General features: G+C 40.5%; 23 protein-coding genes. 7 read left to right on the top strand and 16 right to left on the bottom strand.

Annotation, left to right across the window (positions count from 1 at the left end; all coding sequences use genetic code 11):
* Nucleotides 1-42 precede the first annotated feature (42 nt).
* Nucleotides 43-774 (bottom strand): YugN family protein, encoded by a 732-nt coding sequence (locus PQ578_RS22430; protein WP_337958019.1) that lies wholly within the window; start codon nucleotides 772-774, stop codon nucleotides 43-45.
* A 206-nt stretch (nucleotides 775-980) separates the two neighbouring features.
* Between PQ578_RS22430 and safA the strand changes: the two genes are divergently transcribed.
* Nucleotides 981-1,604 carry a SafA/ExsA family spore coat assembly protein gene (gene safA, locus PQ578_RS13085; protein ID WP_273834753.1) on the top strand — a complete coding sequence of 208 codons (624 nt, stop codon included), beginning with the start codon at nucleotides 981-983 and terminating at the stop codon, nucleotides 1,602-1,604.
* A 43-nt stretch (nucleotides 1,605-1,647) separates the two neighbouring features.
* On the opposite strand, the gene PQ578_RS13080 is transcribed toward safA, so the two are convergent.
* Nucleotides 1,648-2,013, bottom strand: coding sequence for an Asp23/Gls24 family envelope stress response protein (locus tag PQ578_RS13080; protein WP_273834752.1), 366 nt, complete (start codon nucleotides 2,011-2,013; stop codon nucleotides 1,648-1,650).
* Nucleotides 2,014-2,166: 153 nt separating this feature from the next.
* On the opposite strand from PQ578_RS13080, the gene ytvI reads away from it, so the two are divergent.
* Nucleotides 2,167-3,225, top strand: coding sequence for a sporulation integral membrane protein YtvI (ytvI, locus tag PQ578_RS13075; protein WP_098443261.1), 1,059 nt, complete (start codon nucleotides 2,167-2,169; stop codon nucleotides 3,223-3,225).
* A gap of 85 nt (nucleotides 3,226-3,310) precedes the next feature.
* On the opposite strand, the gene PQ578_RS13070 is transcribed toward ytvI, so the two are convergent.
* From PQ578_RS13070 to cyoE, 5 genes are all read right to left on the bottom strand, one after another.
* A complete protein-coding gene (locus tag PQ578_RS13070) occupies nucleotides 3,311-3,655 on the bottom strand; it encodes a cytochrome C oxidase subunit IV family protein (protein ID WP_159782267.1) in 345 nt (114 codons plus the stop codon).
* Nucleotides 3,656-3,659: 4 nt separating this feature from the next.
* Complete coding sequence (locus PQ578_RS13065; protein ID WP_273834749.1) at nucleotides 3,660-4,277, bottom strand: cytochrome c oxidase subunit 3; 618 nt, start codon at nucleotides 4,275-4,277, stop codon at nucleotides 3,660-3,662.
* On the bottom strand, nucleotides 4,274-6,112 hold the full coding sequence (gene ctaD, locus PQ578_RS13060) for a cytochrome c oxidase subunit I (RefSeq protein ID WP_273834746.1): 1,839 nt from the start codon (nucleotides 6,110-6,112) through the stop codon (nucleotides 4,274-4,276). The genes PQ578_RS13065 and ctaD overlap by 4 nt, the downstream gene beginning before the upstream one ends.
* Nucleotides 6,113-6,138: 26 nt before the next feature.
* Nucleotides 6,139-7,164, bottom strand: coding sequence for a cytochrome c oxidase subunit II (coxB, locus tag PQ578_RS13055; RefSeq protein WP_165995183.1), 1,026 nt, complete (start codon nucleotides 7,162-7,164; stop codon nucleotides 6,139-6,141).
* Between the two features lie 109 nt (nucleotides 7,165-7,273).
* Entirely contained in the window at nucleotides 7,274-8,215 is a 942-nt protein-coding gene (gene cyoE / locus PQ578_RS13050; protein WP_098443257.1) for a heme o synthase, read from the bottom strand.
* A gap of 383 nt (nucleotides 8,216-8,598) precedes the next feature.
* On the opposite strand from cyoE, the gene PQ578_RS13045 reads away from it, so the two are divergent.
* Complete coding sequence (locus PQ578_RS13045) at nucleotides 8,599-9,492, top strand: COX15/CtaA family protein (protein ID WP_273834745.1); 894 nt, start codon at nucleotides 8,599-8,601, stop codon at nucleotides 9,490-9,492.
* A 30-nt stretch (nucleotides 9,493-9,522) separates the two neighbouring features.
* On the opposite strand, the gene pyc is transcribed toward PQ578_RS13045, so the two are convergent.
* The 5 genes from pyc to glsA all read right to left on the bottom strand — a co-directional run bounded on the left by pyc (nucleotide 9,523) and on the right by glsA (nucleotide 16,485).
* Nucleotides 9,523-12,963 (bottom strand): pyruvate carboxylase, encoded by a 3,441-nt coding sequence (gene pyc / locus PQ578_RS13040; RefSeq protein ID WP_273834744.1) that lies wholly within the window; start codon nucleotides 12,961-12,963, stop codon nucleotides 9,523-9,525.
* Between the two features lie 17 nt (nucleotides 12,964-12,980).
* On the bottom strand, nucleotides 12,981-14,141 hold the full coding sequence (gene ftsW, locus PQ578_RS13035; protein ID WP_273834743.1) for a putative lipid II flippase FtsW: 1,161 nt from the start codon (nucleotides 14,139-14,141) through the stop codon (nucleotides 12,981-12,983).
* A 415-nt stretch (nucleotides 14,142-14,556) separates the two neighbouring features.
* Complete coding sequence (locus PQ578_RS13030) at nucleotides 14,557-14,991, bottom strand: site-2 protease family protein (protein ID WP_273834741.1); 435 nt, start codon at nucleotides 14,989-14,991, stop codon at nucleotides 14,557-14,559.
* A 189-nt stretch (nucleotides 14,992-15,180) separates the two neighbouring features.
* On the bottom strand, nucleotides 15,181-15,450 hold the full coding sequence (locus tag PQ578_RS13025; protein ID WP_098445722.1) for an Fpa/YlaN family protein: 270 nt from the start codon (nucleotides 15,448-15,450) through the stop codon (nucleotides 15,181-15,183).
* 105 nt (nucleotides 15,451-15,555) lie between these two features.
* A complete protein-coding gene (gene glsA / locus PQ578_RS13020; protein WP_273834737.1) occupies nucleotides 15,556-16,485 on the bottom strand; it encodes a glutaminase A in 930 nt (309 codons plus the stop codon).
* 117 nt (nucleotides 16,486-16,602) lie between these two features.
* Here glsA and PQ578_RS13015 point away from each other — a divergent pair, with 117 nt between their 5' ends.
* Entirely contained in the window at nucleotides 16,603-17,091 is a 489-nt protein-coding gene (locus PQ578_RS13015; RefSeq protein ID WP_273834736.1) for a peptidyl-prolyl cis-trans isomerase, read from the top strand.
* Here PQ578_RS13015 and PQ578_RS13010 read toward each other — a convergent pair.
* The gene (locus tag PQ578_RS13010) at nucleotides 17,088-18,416 is read right to left on the bottom strand and encodes a PhoH family protein (protein ID WP_273834735.1); all 1,329 of its coding nucleotides are present in this window, start codon (nucleotides 18,414-18,416) and stop codon (nucleotides 17,088-17,090) included. The two genes, PQ578_RS13015 and PQ578_RS13010, sit on opposite strands and share 4 nt — an antisense overlap.
* 172 nt (nucleotides 18,417-18,588) lie before the next feature.
* Here PQ578_RS13010 and PQ578_RS13005 point away from each other — a divergent pair, with 172 nt between their 5' ends.
* Complete coding sequence (locus PQ578_RS13005; protein WP_273834734.1) at nucleotides 18,589-19,176, top strand: YhcN/YlaJ family sporulation lipoprotein; 588 nt, start codon at nucleotides 18,589-18,591, stop codon at nucleotides 19,174-19,176.
* A 31-nt stretch (nucleotides 19,177-19,207) separates the two neighbouring features.
* On the opposite strand, the gene PQ578_RS13000 is transcribed toward PQ578_RS13005, so the two are convergent.
* A complete protein-coding gene (locus tag PQ578_RS13000; protein WP_273834733.1) occupies nucleotides 19,208-19,672 on the bottom strand; it encodes a pyridoxamine 5'-phosphate oxidase family protein in 465 nt (154 codons plus the stop codon).
* Nucleotides 19,673-19,771: 99 nt separating this feature from the next.
* Here PQ578_RS13000 and PQ578_RS12995 point away from each other — a divergent pair, with 99 nt between their 5' ends.
* Complete coding sequence (locus PQ578_RS12995) at nucleotides 19,772-19,972, top strand: YlaI family protein (protein WP_098443246.1); 201 nt, start codon at nucleotides 19,772-19,774, stop codon at nucleotides 19,970-19,972.
* Entirely contained in the window at nucleotides 19,962-20,399 is a 438-nt protein-coding gene (locus PQ578_RS12990; RefSeq protein ID WP_273834732.1) for a hypothetical protein, read from the top strand. Before PQ578_RS12995 ends, PQ578_RS12990 begins: the two co-directional genes overlap by 11 nt.
* Nucleotides 20,400-20,440: 41 nt before the next feature.
* Here PQ578_RS12990 and PQ578_RS12985 read toward each other — a convergent pair whose 3' ends face one another.
* Together PQ578_RS12985 and PQ578_RS12980 are read right to left on the bottom strand one after the other, a co-directional pair.
* Complete coding sequence (locus PQ578_RS12985) at nucleotides 20,441-20,716, bottom strand: hypothetical protein (RefSeq protein WP_224879562.1); 276 nt, start codon at nucleotides 20,714-20,716, stop codon at nucleotides 20,441-20,443.
* A gap of 18 nt (nucleotides 20,717-20,734) precedes the next feature.
* Nucleotides 20,735-21,055, bottom strand: a complete 321-nt coding sequence (locus tag PQ578_RS12980) for a YlaH-like family protein (RefSeq protein ID WP_160919220.1) — start codon at nucleotides 21,053-21,055, stop codon at nucleotides 20,735-20,737.
* Nucleotides 21,056-21,138: the final 83 nt, after the last annotated feature.

The following is a 21,138-nucleotide window of genomic DNA, read 5'->3' as shown; positions in this document are numbered from 1 at the left end:
CTTAATCATGACAAAAAAAGAAGAGCACCAGGCTCTTCTTTTTTATGCGTTCATTTTTTCTTTTAAATGGAAATAGGAAACGATTCCTACAAAACGCTCTCCGTCTACGACAATAGCTTCTGTTAAGCGCGACTCATTCATTAAGTCTGCTGCTTGCTCAGGTTTCATATCTGGAGAAAGTGTGATTGATGGCTTTTCTAAAAGCTCTTCCACTTTCGTCATTCCTGCTTGATTATCGGCAAAACCACCAACCGCAATTGCACGATCCGTTACGATACCTACCAAGTTTTCTCCATCACACACAGGCACGATCGTCACGTTTTCCTTCTTCATAATAGCAGCTGCTTCAGCAACACTATCAGATGGTTTAGTTGGTGTAACATATTGTGCTATATCCCCTACTGAAACCATGCTTCTTTGAAGAGCTGAACCTAATTGATCACGAAGAATTTCGAGTTTCTTATAGCATGTGTTAAGAATTGTTTCTGGGAACTCTTCATCATACTCTACGCCATGTGGGTAGTAATGCTTTCCAACATAAGGCTTGCCTAATTTAATGACAGCATAAGAGGATTCAACCATACCTTCGACTGCAACGCCGGGTACTCGAAGATAGTAAACATCACCGTTTGTCATATCCTCAAACTTATAATCATATGTAACGCGTTCATAATCCCATTGCCCAGCAAGAACTAAACCGTTTTCATGCATGATGTGATCGAGAATCGGAAATTGAACGATCGTAGATTCAAGACCAGTCTTATCAAATTTCATAATTCATTTGCCTCCTTTGTAATTCACAACACGGTCACTCTTTAATAATAGTATAACGAGCAGTGTAGTTGCAATGTTTACTTGGTTGAATAACCTTTAATACGCCTCCTATTATCCTGTCCAATCAAAAATGAAATAAATGATTAAATTATTCGGAATGATTATTTTCGCTTCTGGTCAAACTACGATGGAAAGGGGATGATCAAATGAAAAAGCTATTACTGCTATTATGTCTTCTCGTAACGATGGTAGCCGTTCCAGATGTGGCACTTGGTCAAACTACATATACGGTGAAACCTGGAGATACGTTATGGAAAATCTCGAAGCGCTATCGAATCGGTCTTACAGAAATTATTAGCGCCAATCCGCACTTTGAAAATCCAGATCTTATTTATCCAGGTGATCAAGTCAACGTACCAACCGCTAATCCATCCATCGAAAAATCAAAAGATGTCGGTCAACAAGTCATGGACTTAACAAATGAAGAACGGGCAAAAAATGGCCTATCTCCGTTAACATGGAATTGGCAAGTTGCCAGAGTTGCAAGATATAAGTCTTCGGATATGAGAAACAAAAATTATTTTTCACATCAATCACCGACATACGGCTCGCCATTTAACATGCTTGAAAGTTTCGGAGTTAGCTATCGAAGTGCCGGTGAAAATATCGCTGCAGGGCAAGCTACTCCTGAAGAAGTTGTGAAGGCATGGATGAATAGTGAAGGTCACCGAAAAAACATCTTGAACCCCGGATATACTGAAATTGGTGTAGGTTACATCTCTGGCGGTTCATATGGCCACTACTGGACGCAAATGTTCATTTCCAAATAAGCATACTAAGAAACTCCCTCCATTGCTAAGGAGGGAGTTTTCTTTAAACCTGCTCATCATCCACTTGTAGGTGTAAGCTTGCAACAACAACGTTCACTTCATCTACCTGTAACCCAGTCATTTTTTCAACATCATTCTTAATTCGTTCTTGGAGAACGAAGCATGTATATGGAATAACTTCTCCAAAATCAATAGCTACCTCTACCTTTAACACTAATCCTCCATCTTCCTGCATGTTTTCATACTGGAAAGATGATCGCTTTCCTTTCCCAACCATCTTCCTCAGCGTTTTTTTAACTGGCGCGTCAATCGAGTGGATCCCCTCTGTCTCTTTTATCGCAACTTCTAAAATGAAATCGATCACGTTTTCTGAGATGGTCAGACTTCCTTGTTGAAGTGGTTTTCTCATGATGTTTTCCCCCCTCTAGCCCTTCTCTCCTACTATTATATGAACAGCTGAAAATGAATTATTCGTCAAATAATTCATTTCTCTCTACTGGTAAAGCGTGTAAGTCCGTACTATAATAGATTAAGATGGTTTGACTTAGAAAGGAGAACAAGATTGCCAAAGTTCCTCACAAAACGATTCTTACTAATATTATTGGTCATTGCGCTTTTAGCAGTGCTTGCTTTCTGGATCTTACCCGTCTCCATTCCTCTTATTCTCGCGTTTCTCAGCGCCCTTGCCCTTGATCCAGCTGTTAAACTGATTCAAAAGAATACGAAACTGAAGCGGTATTTTCCAGTTATTATTGTGTTCACTTTATTTGTAATCCTCATTGCGTTATTAGGTTACTTTCTTATAACCAAGGTGATTACCGAAGGAATAGCGTTAGTCGAAAATTCCCCACTGTACATACAGAACATTACTCAGTTGTGGGATAACATGGAATCAAACATGGAAGCTGTATCAAAAAGTTTCCCACCTGAATTCGTTCAGGAATTTACCAATCAAGTTGATCGATTCCTTGAAAACACGAAGGATACGATCAGCAGCATTGATTACTTAAAAATCATTACCATCATTGTTACAGGCATTCCAAATTATTTAGTCAGTATTGTCGTCTACTTAATTGCACTTTTCTTGTTTTTAATGGACTTACCAAGACTTAAGAAAAAATCTTATTCTTATTTATCTGTCCAAACGGCTGAGAAAGTTCAATTTATGACGAGTCGTTTATCTTACGTGATTTTTGGGTTTTTTAAAGCGCAATTTCTTGTCAGCATCATCATTTTTGTCGTTAGTTTAATTGGCCTTTTACTGATTACACCAAAAGTGGCTCTTTTAATGGCCTTCATTATATGGGTGATTGATTTCATTCCAATTATTGGTTCGATTGTTATTCTTGGACCATGGGCCATTTATTACTTGATCACAGGTGACATTGCAACGGGAAGCCAAATGGCGATCCTCGCCGTCGTTTTACTTGTTATTCGACGAACAGTAGAACCTAAAGTAATGGGCCGTCATATTGGACTCTCTCCACTGTCTACGCTCATTTCGATGTACATCGGCTTAAAGCTACTTGGCATTATGGGCTTCATTATCGGACCGATTCTTCTAATTGCATTCAATTCAGCACGAGAAGCTGGACTAATTAAATTTAATTTTAAACTTTAATAATAAAGCGCACTCTGCTGCGCTTTTTATTATGCAAAAAAAAGAAGCTGTTCAATGTGAACAGCTTCTTTCTCTTTCATTCTGGTTACCAGATCATGCCCATTAGTGCAACTACACACGTTCCAGCTACGAATACTCCGAAGAATATTCCCCATGCTGGATACTGATGACCCTTATGGCTCAAATGCATAAACATATAAAGTTGAAATACCAGCTGAATACCTGCAAGAATCATGATGAAAATAACGGTAAAAGCATCAGAGATTGCATCGCTTGCTACAGCTACAAATGCAATCATCGTTAGGAAAATCATCATGGCAAAAGAAACAATCTGTTGCTTAAATTCCTTTTCATGAGCAATCTTGTGATGAATGTCGAGATGACTTTGGTCGTGCTCTGACAGTGTATCATGACCTTCATGATGTGCCATTAAATTAACCCACCTTTCCCATTAGGTAAACGACTGTAAAGATGAAAATCCATACAACGTCAATAAAGTGCCAGTAAAGAGCAAAGAGATAAAATTTCGGCGCCGTATACAGGTCCATCCCTCTTCTTAGATTACGAATAATTAGAATCGTAATCCAGGAAATTCCCACAAATACGTGAGCTCCGTGAGTACCTACTAACGTGTAGAAAGCAGATCCCCATGCACTACTTTTAATCGTATGACCATATTCATGTACATAGTGATTAAACTCATAAATTTCAAGTCCTAGGAAAGCAAGGCCAAGAAGTCCTGTTACCACAAACCATCCAATCATACGCTTAAAATGATTTGTTTTGAGTGCCATCGTAGCAAACACCGACGTTAAACTACTTGTTAACAAAAGCATAGTTGCAATAAAAACAAGTGGTAGTTCAAACAGTTCATTCGATGTAACGCCACCGTTTGTTGCATTCCTTAGTCCTAAGTATACCCCAAAAAGCGAGGCGAAAAGCACAGTTTCGCCTCCGAGGAAGAACCAGAAACCAAGGAATTTATTTTTACCATCTAATGTAGCCCGTTCTGGATTGGCAGGCAATTTAGTCATTGTTTCGTTCGATTTCATTTGCCTTCCCTCCCTTCAGCAGGCAGATCTTCTTTATGGATGTGATAGCCATGATAATCAATAACAGAGCGAAGAATCATCGCAGCTGCAGTAATTACAAGACCACCGATCGCAATTATCCAGCTTGAGTAAATCGCTGCAAGAGCTGCGATAAATAACCCAAGAGAAAGAACGAGTGGAAGAATAGAAGAATCCGGCATATGAATATCATCTAACGGCTCCGCGGCAATCATTTCCTTATTACCTGCGCGTTTTTCAAGCCACCAGGCATCTAAGCCTCGTACCAGTGGCGTTTGAGCAAAGTTATATTCTGGAGCAGGTGATGCAATCGCCCACTCGAGTGTACGTGCATCCCATGGATCATTTCCAGCTTTTTTACCTTTAACAGATGTTTGGATAATGTTCCAAACCATAATAATTGTTGCAAGACCCATCAAGAATGCACCCATCGTTGCAGCAAAGTTTGCCTCATCTAAACTTTGACCAGAAAGATACGTATAAACTCGACGCGGCATTCCCATAAGACCTAAGAAATGCATCGGGAAGAACGTAAGGTGGAAGCCAATAAAGAATAACCAGAAATGAAGCTTTCCAAGAAATTCATTTAAGACTGTACCGAAAATTTTCGGCCACCAGTAGTACATACCAGCAAAGAGACCAAATACCACACCACCAACGATAACGTAGTGGAAGTGAGCAACTACAAAGTAACTATCATGGTATTGATAGTCAGCAGGTGGCACACTTAGCATTACCCCCGTCATACCACCAAGTACAAACGAAGGAATAAATCCTACTGCAAATAAGTTAGCCGTTGGAAAACTTACTTTTCCTCCCCACATGGTGAAGAGCCAGTTAAAGATTTTTACACCTGTAGGAACCGCGATTAACATTGTTGCAACCGCAAAGATTGAGTTTGCAATTGGGCCAAGTCCAACCGTAAACATATGGTGAACCCATACCATGAAACCTAAGAAACCAATAAGAGCCGTTGCGAAAACCATTGCTGAATAACCAAACAGACGCTTTCTTGCGAATGTTGCAATGATTTCAGAGAACATACCGAAAGCTGGAAGAACAAGAATGTAAACTTCCGGGTGCCCGAAGATCCAGAAAAGATGTTCATAAATAATCGGGTTACCACCTGCTTCAGCTGCAAAGAACTGAGAACCAAACAAACGATCAAACATAAGTAATGCAAGACCAATTGTTAGAGCAGGGAAAGCAAAAAGAATAAGACCAGAAGTAATAAAACTAGACCATGTGAACAACGGCATACGCATAAAGGTCATACCTGGTGCTCGCATGTTAATAATGGTAACTAGGAAGTTAATTCCCCCGATTAACGTTCCGATCCCTGAAATCTGAAGTCCAAGTACGTAAAAATCAACTCCGTTACCAGGACTTGTGGTTGATAGTGGTGCATACCCGGTCCAACCTGCATCCGGAGCGCCGCCCATGAACCAACCAAGGTTCAATAGCACGCCACCAAGTGAGAACAACCAGAAGCCAAGGGAGTTTACAAATGGGAACGCAACGTCTCTTGCCCCAATTTGGAGCGGTACGATCGCATTCATAAACCCAAATATGAGCGGCATGGCTGCCAGGAAGATCATTGTCGTCCCGTGCATCGTAAGTAGCTGGTTAAATGTTTCAGCTCCTACAAAATCAAATTCTGGATAAAGCAACTGCACCCGCAGTAAGATCGCTTCTAAACCACCGAGTAGAAAGAAGAAAGCACCGGAAGCGAGATAAAGAATCCCGATCTTCTTATGGTCAACGGTAGTAAGCCAATCCCATACAGGATTTTTCTTTTTATAAGCATGTGCTGACACGAATGAAACCTCCTTATTTCCGATGACTATTCTTCAACTTTTAGTCCTTGTAAGTAAACAACTAAAGCATCAAGCTCTTCATCATTTAGCTGATCGCCAAAAGCAGGCATGTTATTACCTGGCTTGAATTCTGATGGATTACTGATCCAGTCTTTGATGTTCTGATCTGTATGATCAAGAATTCCAGCCACTTTCTCACGATCTCCAAAGTTTGTTAAGTTTGGACCGGTGTTACCGCCTTCACTACCTACAGCGTGACACCCAATACAGCTGTTCGCGAAAATTTCTTCCCCTTGAGCTGCTTGATCAGAAGCTGCCTGTGAACCGGCTTCTTTCATTTTTTCTGCCCACGCTTCAAAATCTTCTTTTTCTTGAGCAATTACTTTAAAGTCCATCAATGCATGTGATGGTCCACATAGCTCAGCACACTTACCATAATATGTACCAGGTTCCTGAGCATTCAGCCACATTTTATTCGTTGTAGCTGTGTTCGTATCCATTTTCCCACCTAAAGTAGGTACCCAAAATGAATGCGTTACATCCTTGGAAACGAGTTCAAAATAAACTCTTTCTCCAGTTGGGATGTACAAATCTTGAGACGTTTTCACTTCAAGATCTGGATATTCAAATTCCCACCAGTATTGGTGTGCTGTTACCTTGATAACGGTTGCACCTTCAGGCACTTTTTCAGTTCCTTCATCCAATGCAAACGTCGTCATAACTGTCGGTACGGCAAGGATCAAAAGAAGAATAATCGGAACGACTGTCCATAGAATCTCAAGAACTACGTTACCTTCCGTTTGCTCTGGAATTTCATTGTCGCTTTCACCACGTCGTCTAAAACGAACAAGCACAACTGTATAAATGAGTGCTACTACAACGAAAACCCCGATCATGATGTAAAGGCTTAACATCATGAGATTAAATTGCATTTCAGCCCCTTCTCCCTTAGGAAGCATAGCTGTTAGCTGTTCGTTCCCGCAACCCGTAAGCGCTAACGCAATTACCGATAGCAGTGGTAAAAAACGCCAAACATTTCTCCAACGTTTCATTTGCACCTTAAACCTCACTTTCATAATAGCTTTTACTCAAAATTGAGTTATAGGAAGACAAGGTGGGCATCCCTACCCACCATGTCTGACCATACTTTCATTCATACTCTTAAGGATTAATATTTACAGCAATCATAACAATGAATAGGATTGTAATATAGTTAAGCGAGTATACAAACATAATTCGCGCCCATTTTATATCATCCTTCATAAAAAATCCTGCTATGCCAATTGCGAGCCAGCCGAAACCAAGAATGGCTGCCACGGTAATATATACCGGCCCAAAGCTGTATAGCAATAGGGAAACTGGCACAAGTGCAGCTGTATATAATACAATTTGGCGCTTGGTCATTGGAAATCCTGCCACAACTGGCAACATTGGAATTCCAGCATCTCGATAATCATCAACCCGTTTCATCGCTAGTGCGAGGAAGTGAGGCGGCTGCCAGATAAACATAATCAAGAACATTCCCCATGCGACTGGACTTAAGTTTGGATCGATTGCCGCCCAGCCAATAAGTGGCGGAAGCGCACCAGAAAACGAGCCCACAACCGTATTCAATGAAGTTGTCCGTTTTGTCCACATTGTATAGAGCACAACGTAGATCACAAGCCCTAATAGACCTAGCAACGCCGCCATCGGTTCAACGATTAGCAACATGATCGTTCCAGCTATTGATAGCCCGAGACCTACAAATAATACCTGGTTTGCTGGGATTTTACCGGTTACAGATGGACGTGTGTTTGTTCTCGCCATCACCTGATCAATATCACGGTCAATGTAATTATTCAACGATGTTCCCCCGGCAACAACAAAAGCTGTTCCCAACATTGTAAGAATAAGCACCATTGGATTAGCGAATAGATCAAATCCTGCAGCAACTGAGGCAACCCATAGTCCAGTGAATGCGGTAATTAAATTATCAAACACAATTCCTAATTTAGTAAGTGTTAAGAAATCCTTCCAAGTACCAGACGGATTTGCCTCTGATAATGGACCTGGTTCCATAACGCGGTTCGAAGCTTCATATGCAGTTCTAGCTTTACTCAATCTACACACCTCCTTTTTCAATCGACTGAAGTAAATCAGTCTTTCGATCATTCATGTTAGACAATCTTATAAGAAGACTGTGTAAGCCCTGTTTATTATTTGCTATCACGATTACCCCTCCAGGTTTCTTCCATTCTGTTAAGCAAAATGTAAATCAATCTTCACATCTTACTATTATATCTTGCTAACAGCTATGGTAAGATAATGTTGGTTTTGTGAAAGGAAGCAGTATCCGCAATCCTTATCCATTATAAACGAATCTAATTGTTTTGTATACGTCGTTTCATAATGGTCTATCCTTTCATACGCACAATGTTGGTTTTGCCTCTTCACACATTCATTGTACTATGATTTACACTTAATTAGATAAGAAGGTGTTATTTGTGAATAAATTGTTGAAATTATTCGGGATTTTAACCTCGTTTGGCATGTTACTCGTTCTATTAATGGGCGCTGTCGTAACAAAAACGGGATCAGGTGACGGCTGTGGGAACTCCTGGCCGCTCTGCTATGGAAAGGTTCTACCTGAGGCACCTGAAATTGAAACGATTATTGAAGTCAGTCACAGAATCGTTTCAGCAGCTTTAGGACTCCTCGTTATTATTCTTGCGATATGGACATGGAGAAAAATAGGACATCTTCGCGAAACGAAATTTCTAGCGATTGCTTCTGTATTCTTAATTGTCTTCCAAGGATTGCTTGGCGCTGCTGCTGTTGTTTGGGGGCAGTCAGATATTATCCTTGCTTCACACTTTGGTTTTTCGCTAGCTAGTTTTGCAAGTGTCGTTCTTTTAACCATTCTCGTATTCGAAGCTTCAGGTAATCAAAAAACGCCTCATGTGCCTAAGCGTATTCGCATTCATTTATACGCGATCACCATTTATTCCTATATTGTGGTTTATACAGGTGCGCTAGTACGCCATACAGGGGCGAGCATGGCATGCGAGAATGTCCCGTTTTGTAGCGATGGTCAACTCTTTGCAGTAACTGGACCGCAGGGAATTCAAATGTTACACCGAGCGGCAGCAATATTCATTTTTGTTTGGCTGCTTTATATTTTAATTATTGGGTTGAAAGAGTTTAAATCTAAAGGAACGATGCGAACAGGTCTTATTGTTTCGTTTGTGTTTGTAAGCTTGCAGGCATTGAGTGGTATGCTTGTTGTCGTTTCAAATTTAAATTTATTTCTTGCCCTCTTCCATGGACTTTTTATATCTGGACTATTTACCGTTCTACTCTACCTAGTTATGCTTTCCCTGCGAAGTGGCAGGCAATAAAAAAAGCTGCGCAAAATGCGCAGCTTTTTTTCATTCGTTCATTTCTAACAATAGATCTCCTGATTCAATACCCTCACCATTTGCTACATGGATATGTTCTACAACCCCACTTCGAGGAGCTTGAACAGTTGTTTCCATTTTCATCGCTTCTGTAATCATCAGGTGGTCGCCTTTGTTTACTCTCTCACCTTTTTCAACAAGTACCTTTATAACTGTTCCAGGCATTGTTGCACCAATGTGGTTAGGATTAGCGCGATCTGCTTTTGGTTTAGCGGCTATAGCGGTTTTAATATTTTCATCTTTAATAACTACTTCACGAGGCTGACCATTCAACTCAAAGTAAAGCGTACGCTTCCCTTCTATGTTTGGCTCTCCAATGGATACTAGTTTTACAATCAATGTCTTACCTTGTTCAATCTCTACTTCAACTTCTTCACCTAAACGCATGCCATAGAGGAAGGTTGGCGTATCAAGAACAGATACGTCACCAAACATTTCTTGAACCTCTTCATACTCTAGATAGACTTTTGGATAGAGCGCATAAGAGATAAGATCATGGCTCGTGACTTGACGATTTAGTTTGTGGTAAAGAGTCTCTTTCAAATCTGTAAAATTCACAGGTTCGAGGAGTTCCCCCGGCCGTGTCGTAATTGGCTCTCTCCCTTTAAGAATAATTTGCTGAAGTTCTTTTGGGAATCCTTGATAAGGCTGGCCAAGGTAACCCTGGAATAGTTCAACTACAGAATCAGGAAAATCAAGCGTTTCACCACGGTCATAAACGTCGTCTTCAGTTAAGTTATTTTGGACCATGTATAGCGCCATATCTCCGACAACTTTTGAAGAAGGTGTTACTTTTACAATATCACCAAACATTTCATTAACTCTTCGGTACATCCGCTTAACTTCATCCCAGCGTTCTCCTAAACCAACACCTTTTGCTTGCTGTTGAAGGTTACTATATTGCCCGCCTGGCATTTCATGCTCGTACACTTCTGTGTGCGGAGCTGTCATGCCACTTTCAAACCCGCTATAATATTTTCGAGTATCCTCCCAGTAATGAGACAATTGCTCTAGCGCGTTTATATTGATGTCCGGCTTTCTGTCTGAACCATCAAGTGCATAATACAAGGAGTTGGCACTTGGTTGAGATGTTAACCCTGCCATAGAGCTTACTGCTACATCCACAATATCTACGCCTGCCTCAATGGCTTTTGCGTATGTATAGATTCCGTTACCGCTCGTATCATGCGTGTGAAGGTGGATTGGGATTGAGACTGTTTCCTTTAAAGTTGAAACGAGTTCATATGCGGCATGTGGTTTCAAAAGGCCAGCCATGTCCTTTATGCCGAGAATATGTGCTCCTGCTTGTTCTAACTCTTTAGCAAGCTCCTGATAATAAGTTAAGTTGTATTTTGATTTAGAAGGATCAGAGATATCCCCAGTATAACAAATCGATGCTTCAGCAATCTTCCCTGTTTCACGCACTGCCTCAATGGCCTTTGTCATACCTTCCACCCAGTTCAAACTGTCAAATATACGGAATACGTCAATGCCAGCATCAGCAGATTTTTGTACAAATTCACGAATTAAGTTATCTGGATAGTTCTTATAACCAACGGCATTCGAAGCGCGTAGTAACATTTGGAACATGACGTTCGGCACTTGCTTTCTCAATTTTATTAGACGATCCCATGGATCTTCTTTTAAGTAGCGCAGAGAAACATCAAACGTTGCACCGCCCCACATTTCCATTGAAAACAAATTCGGCGTCATTCTCGCTGTTGGACCAGCAATGTGAAGTAAATCTGTTGTACGCATTCTTGTGGCGAGGAGCGATTGATGCCCATCTCGGAATGTCGTGTCTGTGAGCAAGGTCTTCTTCTGCTCTTTCACCCATTGTACAAGTCCCTCTGCCCCTTCTTCATCAAGAATTTGCTTAGTACCTCGAGGGATTTCTTCACTGTATTTTAAATGCGGTACCCTTCTTTTTGAAAATGTTGGTTTTTTCTTTTTGTCAAGACCTGGAAATCCATTAACCGTAATATTCCCAATGTACGAGAGCATCTTCGTTCCGCGGTCCTTTCGCTTTGGAAACACAAACAGCTCTGGTGATGAATCTATGAATGACGTATCATAAACACCTGATCTGAAATTCTCATGTTTCATTACATTTTCAAGGAAAGCAATATTTGTTTTAATTCCTCTAATCCGGAATTCTTTTAAATTTCTGACCATTTTAGATGAAGCATGGTCAAAGCTTAGTGCCCAGGTCGAGAGCTTAACAAGCAATGAATCATAATACGGGGTAATAACCGCGCCCTGGTAAGCATTCCCTGCATCCAGACGTACGCCAAAGCCACCACCTGATCGATAAGCCATAAGTTTTCCGGTGTCTGGCATAAAGTTGTTCTCCGGATCTTCTGTGGTAACACGACATTGAATGGCATATCCGTGACAGTCGATGGCCTCTTGCTCTGGAATACCGAGGCGATCACCATGAATATTTTCACCTTCTGCAATCATGATTTGTGATTGCACAATATCGATTCCCGTAATCATTTCTGTAATTGTATGTTCAACCTGCACGCGGGGATTTACTTCTATAAAATAAAACTCACCGTTTTGATTAACTAGAAATTCTACTGTACCTGCGTTAACGTACTGCACATTTTCCATCAGCTTAACTGCAGCTTCACATATTTCTCTTCTAGCATCCTCACTAAGAGATACGCTTGGTGCTACTTCAACAACTTTTTGATGGCGACGCTGGACAGAGCAGTCTCTTTCATAGAGATGAATCGTATTTCCATGTTTATCTCCAAGAATTTGAACTTCAATATGCTTAGGATTCTCGACAAACTTCTCCACATAAATATCATCGGCACCGAAAGCAGCTTTCGCTTCTGATTTCGCGCGATCGTATGCATCCGCCAGCGCTTCCTGACTTCGAACGATCCGCATTCCTCTTCCACCGCCACCAAGAGCAGCCTTTATCATCAGAGGATAGCCATTTTCATCAGCAAAAGCCTTTACTTCATCAAGGCCTTCGACCGGGCCATCTGTTCCAGGGATAACGGGAAGACCCGCAAGAATCGCTTGTTTTCTCGCCTCCACTTTATCTCCAAACATTCTGAGGTGTTCAAGCTCTGGACCAATAAATATGATGCCTTCTTCTTCACAACGTTTGGCGAACTGAAGGTTTTCAGAAAGAAAACCATAGCCAGGATGGATCGCATCGATGTTATTTGTTTTGGCAATTTCAATAATTCCCTCAATATCAAGATAAGCATCGATCGGCTTCTTATCTTCTCCAACAAGATAAGCTTCATCTGCTTTATATCGATGATAAGAACCACTGTCTTCTTTTGAATAGATCGCGACTGTCCGGATATTTAACTCCGTACAGGCACGAAAAATACGAATTGCGATTTCTCCTCGATTGGCGACAAGAATTTTTGAAATAGCTGTCATGATAATTCCTCCTTAAACTAAAGCTCCATTTGAACGTTACTATCCTTGTTGATATAACCTGATTTTTGTTCTTTTCTTATATTCACAAACGCAGAAACGTTTATTAATATCCCTACTGATATCATTAGTAGAATTAAAGATGAACCTCCATAGCTAATAAACGGAAGCGGAACACCTGTAACGGGTAACCAGCCAGTAATAGCACCCAAGTTAACGGCGGTCTGAACACCAATCATTCCAGAAATCCCAATCGCTAACAGACTGCCGAAAGTATCCTTACATCGAATTCCAATAACAAACCCTTTGAAGACGATATAGCCTAGCAATCCAATTACAAATACAACCCCTAACAGCCCCAACTCTTCAGCGACAATTGCCATAATGAAATCGGTGTGGGGTTCAGGGAGAAAGCCATATTTTTGTATGCTTTGTCCAAATCCCTGGCCAGTAATGCCTCCTGATGCTATTGCAATATAAGAATTAATAAGGTGAAAGCCGCTATCTTCTGGATCTGAAAAAGGATCATAAGCACCTGTAAATCTTGAAGCTTGTTCAGGCGATAGTGACATCCAGGCTAAGCCGAAGACAATGCCACCTATTATGATAAGGCCCAAAATATGACTCCACTTCATTCCAGAACAGAAAATCACGATTCCAGAAGTTAATGCGATAATCATAGCTGTACCTAAATCCGGCTGTGAAGCAACTAATGCAAAAATCAATCCAATTACGAGAAGTGGGGGCATAGCCCCTCTTACAAAATTAGAAATATAAGCTTGCTTTTTGGAGTAAATGGCAGCAAGGTAAATAATTAACCCAAGTTTGACAAATTCAGACGGCTGAAAGCTAAAGGCGCCGATTTCAATCCAACTTTGAGCATTATTCGTTGTTGAGCCGATTACTTTTACAAGCAATAGCGAGATGACGGATAACCCAAGGATCGGTACAATAAACTTCCGATACGCTTTATAAGGAAAAATCATCGCAAGGAAAAACATAATAAGGGAAGCCGCTAGCCAAATAATTTGCCTATTAAAGAAATAAGCACTATTTGTTTCATGACGCATAACAGCCCAAACCATACTTGCACTATAAACCATCACAAGTCCAAATCCGCACAATAGTAGCACACTAATGATTAACGAGTAATCATAATGCTTAAATAATTTTTTAATCATAGACGTCATCCTACCTGTTTATTTTCTCTTAAGAAGTCCTCATCAGTTCACAGTTCGATTTGATGTTAGTGGTTTTCATTTAGATACCTTTTAAGTGTTTTAGCCTGCCCGCTACGCTTTTCGGGCTAGCTGCAGCGCCCAGACACTCGGTCACTTCACCTTTTCATCCGAACACAAAGACCGTGTTCAAATGAAAAGGTTCCAGTGCCTGCCGTGTCTAAACGCTCGTCTCCGCTTTTCTTGTCCAGCTGCAGCGCCCAGACACTCGGTCACTTCACCTTTTCATCCGAACACAAAGACCGTGTTCAAATGAAAAGGTTCCAGTGCCTGCCGTGTCTAAACGGGCGCTTCCGCTTTTCGAAGTATGTATAAGTTTTCGATGGTTTTTGTTTGAAACCTGCCTGTCCTATAGAAATTAAGTTTTTTTGATAATTGCTTTTACTATGGTCCATCCGTCTGATTCTTTTCCTAGCAGTTTGAAAGGGATCAGGTTGGTTATGCCTAGCCAGAGGTTAAAGAATAAAACCCAGGTTGTGATAGATGGATGGAACGGGTAAAGAAGTGTTAGTGCAGCGATCATGAGGTTAACGAGTGGACCTGCTATGGCGATTGCTACTTTTGCATAGGCTTTTTCAGGTTGTGCACTGATGGTCATTCCTCCTGCAAAGTAGAAGGCGTTAACGGCTACTTCTCCTCTAGAATGCTTCCATGTCAATACTCTTGGTCCGATCCCAAGATGAAGGTTTACACTGGAGGATGTGAAAATGTTTGCGGCCAGTGTATGACCTGCTTCATGAAATAACAAACTGATTGGAGCAATGATCAGGAGCACCATGAGCAAATCATTCATTCGTATCTACTCCTAAAATCTTCTGAATTCTTTCATAACCTACTCGTATTCTATCATATTTTCTGCTCATACTCGGAAATTAATGTGTCTGCTTAAAGAGAACAAGCGATTTTCACTTTGAACTCATTTAAACTGGTTCTCTACAGAAAAACAAAAAGCTCAAACTATCTACGATAGTTTGAGCTTTCATTATTTCCTCATACTAGCTTCGTGAAGAGCTGAAAGCTGGCGCTCGAGTGATTCAAGCAACTCCTTGCCATCCTCTTCATTAACTAATCCAAGACGAACCGCGAAGTCAATTTCGCGAGATAAACCAAACATTTGCGTATCAAGAACCTCTTCATACAGAGGACACTGAGGCATCGTTAAATTCTCCATTTGAACTTCGATAAGTTTTAGGATCTTATGAGCATCGGCTTTTAACAGCTCGTATGCTTTTTCACGATGTCCTGTTGCCATACCAGTTGACAAATCTGATCCCTCCGTTCCCTTTCCCATTCCTTCTCTTATCATAAAAGGAATACAAAAAAATTGCAAGAAAAAGCAGGGTAAACGCAACCATCTTTAAAAAATACTTAGTCCATACTGTGAAGATAAATTTTCAAGGAGCTTATTACCTGCAATACTATTTCCTTTCGCATCAAGTGGCGGACTGTAGACTCCAATTCCCATTTCATTTGGTACAAGGCTTAAAATCCCACCCGAAACACCACTCTTCGCAGGTATCGCTACATTAATAGCAAATTCGCCTGAAGCGTTGTACATACCGCACGTTACCATAAATGTTTTTACAATTCTCGCAATGTATCTAGGGATAATCCTCCGTTCTGTTTCAGGATCCCTACCTTCATTTGCAAGAACCATCCCGATCCTAGCAAGGTCTTTACAATTCACTTCAATGGCACACTGTTTTGTGTAGGCTTCAAGAAGCATTTCAACGTCATTGTCTATGATGCCATGTTGTTTCATAAAGTAACTTAATGCTCTATTAAGATTAGCCGACTCATATTCAGAATCAGCTACTTCCATATTTATTCCAATACTCGAGTTATTCGTCATGTCGTGTATGAGCTGTAAAATCCGACCAACTTTTTCTTCCACTGAGTTTCCATGAATCATATTTGTTACAACCAAAGCTCCGGCATTTATCATTGGGTTGAGAGGTTTTGAGGGCACCATTGTCTCAAGCTTCGCAATTGAATTAAACGGATCTCCCGTCGGTTCCATCCCTACCCTTGAGAAAACGTGCTCTTCTCCTGCATCCATGATGGCAAGAGCTAACGTAAGAACTTTAGAGATACTTTGTAACGTAAACGTCTCCCCAACATCACCGGCAGATAAGCAACCATCTTCCTTAGAATAAATGGCAATGGCAAGTTTATCGGGCTCTGCTTTTGCAAGAGCTGGGATATAGTCCGCTACTTTCCCATCCTTTGTATAAGGTTTACTTCGTCTGACTAGTTCTACTAGTTCTTCTTCTGTACGACATCTCATATTAAATCCTCCCGCTCGGAAAAATTGACTCTCGCCCTACTGTTCCCCAAATGTGACAAATGCAAGCATAACCGGTATACTTGGTTTGCAAAAGATTTTGATAGTGGGGTGTATGAGATGGAAACGATTCTACCCATCAAGGGGAAAGTCAATTATGCTATTACCTTAGATGCAAGCGTATGGATTTTTGATGATCGCAAGATGGAACTAGAGGATTTTTTGAAATTTGACGATTCAATTAAAAAGAATGAGAACGATTACATCCGAGCTCAAGCCAAGCAGTGGGAAAGAGAACGCACAGGAATCAAACCTCCCGTTAACAAAAGCATTAAACGTTTTGAGAAAGAACGAGTTTTAACTGGAAGCTTTGTTATTCCGTTAAAACCATTCCTCTCAAATGCAGAGCCCGCTAGTGACAAGGTTCAGCTTGAATCGAGTGATGGTAACCAGCATGTTTTAACACTGGAAGAAGCGATGAACGGCTTTCTTCGCTTTTCAAAAGACGGAAAGCCGCTCAGGGAAGATGGACCTACCCACTTCTATTTTGGAGATGGATCTAATGCATCAGACCCCCTTAAGAATATTTTAGGTATTACCGTCATTTAAAGAAGATCAGCTGCAATTCGGGCAAGCAGAGAACGTTCACCTTTCTCGAGCTTAACATGTCCGCTAAGCGGCTGATCTTTAAATTTTTCTACAACATACGTGAGTCCATTTGTATATTCATCTAGATAGGGATGATCAATTTGTTGCGGGTCACCGAGAAGCACAATCTTACTCCCTTCGCCCACCCTCGTTAAAATGGTTTTTACTTCGTGCTTCGTTAAATTCTGTGCTTCATCGATGATAATATACTGATCAGGTAAACTCCTACCACGAATATACGTCAGTGCTTCTACTTGAATGGAACCGATTCCCGAGAGAATCTTTTCAAGCTCACCCGTTTTCTTCACATTAAATAAGTACTCCAAATTATCATAGATTGGCTGCATCCAGGGGCGCAGCTTCTCTTCTTTCTCACCAGGTAAAAACCCAATATCTTTTCCAACTGGTACAATCGGTCTTGCAATAAACAGCTTTTTGTATCGATTTAAATCTTCTGTTTGCATTAAACCAGCTGCCATCGCAAGCAACGTTTTCCCTGTTCCTGCCTTCCCTACTAGCGTAACAAGAGGAATGTCACTTCGAACAAGCAGGTCCAATGCCATTCTTTGCTGAACGTTTCGAGGACCAATCCCCCACATATACTCCGTTTCCATAGCCGTTTTTTCAATTCTGTTCCCATTTTTGTCGACTTTTCCAATACCCGATGAAGAGGCCTGTACAGGGTCTTTTAGAATCACATATTGATTAGGATAGAGCGGCCTTCCCTTTAGTTTCTTAGCATCAATAAATTGCTTTTCAAAAAATTGATTCAGCAGTTCTGAATCGACATATCTCTCCTCATACCCTGTGTAAATTTGGTTAAATTCCACGACTCTATCAGTTAAAAAATCCTCTGCCTGTATTCCCATTGCATCGGCTTTGACACGAACCAACGCGTCCTTACTCACAAGAATAACGGTACGTCCTGATTTTAACTTTCCTTCTTCTAGAAATAAATTTAACGCCACGGCTAGAATCCGATTATCGTTTGTTTTCTCCACAAATTTATCTTGTAAGTATTGAAATGATCGATGGTTGAGTTCGATTCGAAGCGTTCCTCCATTTTCTAAAGGAATCGACTCATGGAGCTTTCCTCTTTCTCGAAAGCCATCAATCATGCGTGATACTTGCCTGGCATTCCTTCCAATTTCATCCATATACCTTTTCTTTGAATCCACTTCTTCTAACACAACAGCCGGAATGACAATTTCATTCGTATTAAACGAATAAATCGCATTTGGATCCTGGAGTAACACGTTCGTATCTAGGACGTAAACCTTATCCAACACTTCGCCTCCTGACCAAATTTAAATTGCTATAACAGGTACGAAAAACAGTTGGGACTATCTACGTTTTCTATAATCTATGAACTAGCGTATAAAGTTAGACGGTTATTCAGAAAATAATTAACAAACTGCAGTGATTTGTTTCTAAATTGCTCATTACGGAGGTAATCGAATGTATAAAATTCAATGGATTATTGCTCTCTTTCTTCTTGCAGCCTGTCAGGCAAATGATGAACCTGTTGTAGAAGAAAAAGAGCAGACCGAGCGCGTCCAATACGTAAAGCAGTCGGTGCGCACACCTGAGAATCAAGATATGTCAGCGACAGAGATTGCAGAACATCTCGTCACTGTTGCCAAACAAGTTCCTGATGTTAATGACGCAACCGCAGTTGTTACTGGAAAATATGCGGTAGTAGGAATTGATGTGAATCAAAAACTTGATCGTACACGTGTAAGCTCCATTAAGTATACTGTTGCAGAAGCACTCCTAAAAGACCCTTATGGAGCAAATGCTGTCGTTACCGCAGATGCAGATACAACTTATCGATTAAAACAAATGGCAACTGAAATTAAACGAGGGCATCCTGTAGGTGGCATAATGGAGGAACTAGCAGATATTGTTGGTAGGTTAATGCCTGAAGTTCCTAGCAAAGCAAATAAATCCGAACAAGAGCCAGTTCGCTCGAACGATAAACAGCTACCTAAGTCAAAAGAAAATGAATTAAAACAACAGCAAGAGAAACAAGATCTAGACAAGTAATTAGATTTAACTCAAAAAAAGAAACGAACCGTTAACGGTTCGTTTCTTTTTTAAGCTGTGCCATCACGGAGCGGTCTAACTTAGCTGCTGCTTCTGGATCATAAATTTTTTCATATGCAGGCTCTACCGACATTTTTGCTCCATAGAACATAATATCACGTACTTCCTTAATATCTAACTTAAACTTCGTAAGCTTCAGTGGAACGTTTTCCATCCTCTCTTCCATTAAAAGAGCTCTTCCAGTAATAGCATACGTACTTTCGTTTCCAATTAGCGTGATTGAAATCTGATCATTCACCTTGATATTAGAGACGATTCGCGACTTTTGATCAACAGCAAATACAATTGACTGCTGATCAACCGCATAAAGCCATGAAATGGCACTTACATTTGGCCCGGTTGTTTCATGATCAATGGTCGAAAGAAGAACATACTGCTCTCTTTTAAGCAGTGTTAAAAGGTCATTTGAAAGAGTAACGTCTACTTTATTAGGCATACTATTCCCTCCAGTTAATTCCTTCGATTTAACGCATTATACTGCAAAGGATGCGATTATTCATGCTATACTAGCAACATGGAATGAGAGGTGTTAACAATGCGTGTAAAATGTGTACTATGTGATAAAATTGAAAAAATTGAAAGCGGTAGTCCGCTAGCTAAAAAGCTTCGCAACCGACCGATCCACACTTATATGTGTGACACCTGCAATGATCGAATTGAAAGTCGCACAAAAGAACGGAAAGATACAGGTAATTTCAAACTGTTTCATCAGGATGAAACAAATGATGAGTGGTAAAATCAAGTCTGGACTTATTGCTGGTACGATTGCGGGAATTGCTCTAGGGTTCATCTTAAAAGGAATCGAAGCCGTAACAGGTAAACTTGTTTATACCCTTCTTCTAAACATTGATTTTATACCGATTATCGGGAATATCAATTGGCCTGAATGGATTGAATTCCTTTTCCATCTTATAATATCTCTTATTATCGGTGTTGTTTACAGCGTTGGAAGTTCCCGTTATTTTGCTCATCAAAGAAGAGCGCAGGCTATTTTCGCCTATGTGCTGACACTACCCACCGTGTTTCTATACTTTCCGCTCACCTACCTGGCAATAAAACCAACTCCTGATTTATGGGACATTACAGCCATTAGCTACTGGACACTTGGGCATTTGATTTATGCTGCACTCTTGTTCTGTATCTATACATGGAGTGAAAAATAACTTCGTTTAAGAAAGACGTGCTCGGAGCACGTCTTTCTTCCTTATTGATGGTTATATTTTGGTTCATTTTCAATCGAAGTTAACAGCGCTTCGATTAATTCAACTGGAAACTTCTTTGAATCTTCTTCTCCGTTTTGTCGATAATGAACAACGTAATAGTCATGTGACACCTCCACATTCAAATCAGAGACCAGATGATCTTCCGTTAATATTTCATGGAAGAATTCATACGTATCTTGCGCCGCCTGATCGCTCTGTCTTTGATTTGCCACAACTTTAATACTAAGCCAATTGTACATTGTATCCTGAAGATTCAAAGCTTCCCTCCTTTAACGCTAGGCTTCTTTTTTCTTCGACTGGTTAAGTCGCATCTTATAAATAATTAATACGACAGCAGAAGCCACTAATCCTTCAGCAACAGGCAATCCTATTCCAAAAAAGGTTAGCGGAAAACACCCTATAACAAGAACAGCGTATACAATGACATTTTTAAGGATCGGTAGTTTTTTGGCAAAGCCAAGACGATAAACAACAATACATAGGATAACAATAATCGCATATAGCAAATAAAATCCCATCGTCATATTGTCTTCAATGCCAACTAACTTAGCGAAAAAAGATAAATCTTCAGATTGTATAGTAGGTTCTGTATTCATTTTTCCACCCCCGGTATAAAAGCATAATAAATGAAATCACAAATAAAAGTAAACGATTTCTTTCCATTTAGAAAAAAAGTCCT

The organism is Guptibacillus sedimenti (assembly GCF_028610665.1).
Lineage (GTDB): Bacteria > Bacillota > Bacilli > Bacillales > Guptibacillaceae > Guptibacillus > Guptibacillus sedimenti.
The sequence above is the reverse complement of the archived record's forward strand: the minus strand, read 5'-3'. Positions and strand labels throughout refer to the sequence as shown.